1 protein-coding gene and 2 pseudogenes are annotated in these 1624 nt (G+C 57.2%); 1 reads left to right on the top strand and 2 read right to left on the bottom strand.

Going from position 1 to position 1624, the window contains the following annotated elements; all coding sequences use genetic code 11:
• Positions 1 to 628: 628 nt before the first annotated feature.
• Positions 629 to 1175, top strand: a pseudogene (locus GR328_RS26445) (VOC family protein); the annotation flags it as partial.
• A 98-nt stretch (positions 1176 to 1273) separates the two neighbouring features.
• On the opposite strand, the gene GR328_RS26440 reads toward GR328_RS26445, so the two are convergent.
• Together GR328_RS26440 and GR328_RS27880 are read right to left on the bottom strand one after the other, a co-directional pair.
• Positions 1274 to 1498, bottom strand: a complete 225-nt coding sequence (locus GR328_RS26440; protein ID WP_160888619.1) for a hypothetical protein — start codon at positions 1496 to 1498, stop codon at positions 1274 to 1276.
• Positions 1498 to 1624, bottom strand: a pseudogene (locus tag GR328_RS27880) (succinyl-CoA--3-ketoacid-CoA transferase); the annotation flags it as partial. The pseudogene GR328_RS27880 and the gene GR328_RS26440, both read right to left, overlap by 1 nt.

Here is a 1624-nt window from a genome sequence, read left to right as displayed (position 1 = left end):
TACAACTACACGGCATGGCTGATGACTTCAGCCGGGAAGCGATGACGGGCATCGCGGGGATGGCGAGACACGTTCATCCCATATCTATGTCAGCATCCCATCACTACCCGGTTAGGCTGACGGTGCCCTCCAGCACGTCGTTGAGGCCGTGCGGCTCGCACCATTCAGATGCTTTGCCAGCACCAAGTGGGATGCTGTCCTCGCCGCCGCGACAGGAGTAAAGCCCGACGAAGGTCGCTCACTGGGTTAGTGTCCACCGGACCCTTGCAGGAATCAGTGGCCGCGAGGTGTACGAAAGAGGCTTTCACTCACCGTAAATTGCCGCTGCCCAGACCGTGGTTGTTGTGCCTGATGTGAGGGGCCGCTTCGGCGTGTGGCGTTTGCCGTCAATAATCTTCTTCATGATCAAAACTTCTGCTGAAAAATGGGGCCGCCCTCATCGAAGACGACCCCTAGTTTATATTTTAGACCTTACCAGTACGGACGGCACCGTCACCTTAACCGAGTAAAGGCTGTTTTCCGGCGATTTCAGCTATTCTCCGGCCGGTCTAAGCTATTGAAAATGCGTGACCGGCACCGAACCTAAACACCGAAAATAGCAAATAAAAGCGTTAAGTTGACGGTGCCCTTCAACTTCCGGCAGATCCGCTATTTTGATATCGAAGTCAAGACGACGGGGCTGTATTCGAAGGCGCTCACGAGCCCTGATGGCAAGATCCGCATCCCGATCAACGAGGATGCGGGCGACGCCGGGCAGATTGAGGAGTACCTCAAGGAATACAAGGGCGAAGGCATCCAGCACATCGCCTGCGGCTGCAAAGACATCTACAGCGCCATCGAGAAGTTGCGCGCCGACTGACTGGCCTCCATGCCCTCTCTCCCGGCGTCTACTACAAGCGCATAGACAAGCGCATTCCGGGCCATGGAGAAGATCTGGAGCGCCTGGAGCGCTACAGCATCCTGATCGACGGCGAAGGTGTGGTGTAGGGCGGCTACACGAGATTCTGCTGCAGCTCTTCTCGGCCAATGCCATCGGCCCGATCTTCTTTGAGTTCATCCAGTGCAAGGGGGATGACGGCTTCTGCCAAGACAATTTCCAGGCGCTCTTCGAGTCCATTGAGGAAGACCAGATCCGCCGCGGGGTTCTGAAGACTCCTTCCGCAGCAGCCGAGTAGGCTGCCTTAAGGGCACAAAGGCTCCGGATGTGGCAGAGGCATCCGGAGCCTTTTCATTCGTGCCGCAGCCAGATTTTCCGATGCCGTGAACCAGGCTTTCAACCGGGCAAGCCTTCCATGCTATTGAGGCGGTCCAGTTCACGGTTGACCTGTTTCTGGCGTGGATTGATAGAGCGCTGGAGCAGGCGCACGATTGTTCCGTCCTTGTGCTGGCCGTGAGCCGCCGGGATTGAGGAGCGGTCAGTCAAAAGATTGACATGGTTGGACAACCCGATGCGCTGACGGATGCCGGACGCGTACCTGCAAATGTCGATCGTATCCATCAGGCGGCGTTTTGGTTCTGTTTGAGGTCGATCTTGAACTCGGCCTGGGTCTTGGCCCTGATCTCGTCCGCCGTCACGCCTTCGGCCAGCTCGATCAGGCTCATGCCCGTGCCTCCCTTCTTGTCG

Source organism: Microvirga makkahensis (assembly GCF_009830105.1).
Taxonomy (GTDB): Bacteria; Pseudomonadota; Alphaproteobacteria; order Rhizobiales; family Beijerinckiaceae; genus Microvirga; species Microvirga makkahensis.
This window is presented reverse-complemented; position numbering and strand designations above follow the sequence as displayed.

What these genes read in the sequence shown, in the direction of transcription:
- GR328_RS26440 (WP_160888619.1), bottom strand. Translation starts at nt 1,498, where the DNA reads ATGGATACGATCGACATTTGCAGGTACGCGTCCGGCATCCGTCAGCGC.